Below are 607 nucleotides of genomic sequence, written 5' to 3' on the forward strand. Positions count from 1 at the left end.
CGTTGGCCTTACATACATCTGTCGGTTGTATTTCCCTCCAGAATGCCAGCAGGACCGCACTTTGTTACGCAACCAATACTATTAAGTGAAAACATTCCTAATATTTGACATAAATCATCAACAAAACACAAGGAGGTCAGACCAGATTGAAACGATAAAAACGATAATGCAAACTACGCGCCCTCGTATCACATGGAAGGTTTTACCAATGGCTCAGGTTGCCATTTTTAAAGAAATATTCGATCAAGTGCGAAAAGATTTAGACTGTGAATTGTTTTATTCTGAACTAAAACGTCACAACGTCTCACATTATATTTACTATCTAGCCACAGATAATATTCACATCGTGTTAGAAAACGATAACACCGTGTTAATAAAAGGACTTAAAAAGGTTGTAAATGTTAAATTCTCAAGAAACACGCATCTTATAGAAACGTCCTATGATAGGTTGAAATCAAGAGAAATCACATTTCAGCAATACAGGGAAAATCTTGCTAAAGCAGGAGTTTTCCGATGGGTTACAAATATCCATGAACATAAAAGATATTACTATACCTTTGATAATTCATTACTATTTACTGAGAGCATTCAGAACACTACACAAATC

General features: G+C 35.3%; 1 protein-coding gene. It reads left to right on the forward strand.

The features are described from left to right. Positions 1 to 208: 208 nt before the first annotated feature. Positions 209 to 607, forward strand: a 399-nt coding sequence (locus HP552_RS05555) for a DUF1398 domain-containing protein (RefSeq protein ID WP_175394592.1), incomplete at its 3' end; no start/stop codon positions are given.

The sequence above is a fragment of the Paenibacillus xylanilyticus genome (genome assembly GCF_013359935.1).
GTDB lineage: Bacteria > Bacillota > Bacilli > Paenibacillales > Paenibacillaceae > Paenibacillus > Paenibacillus xylanilyticus.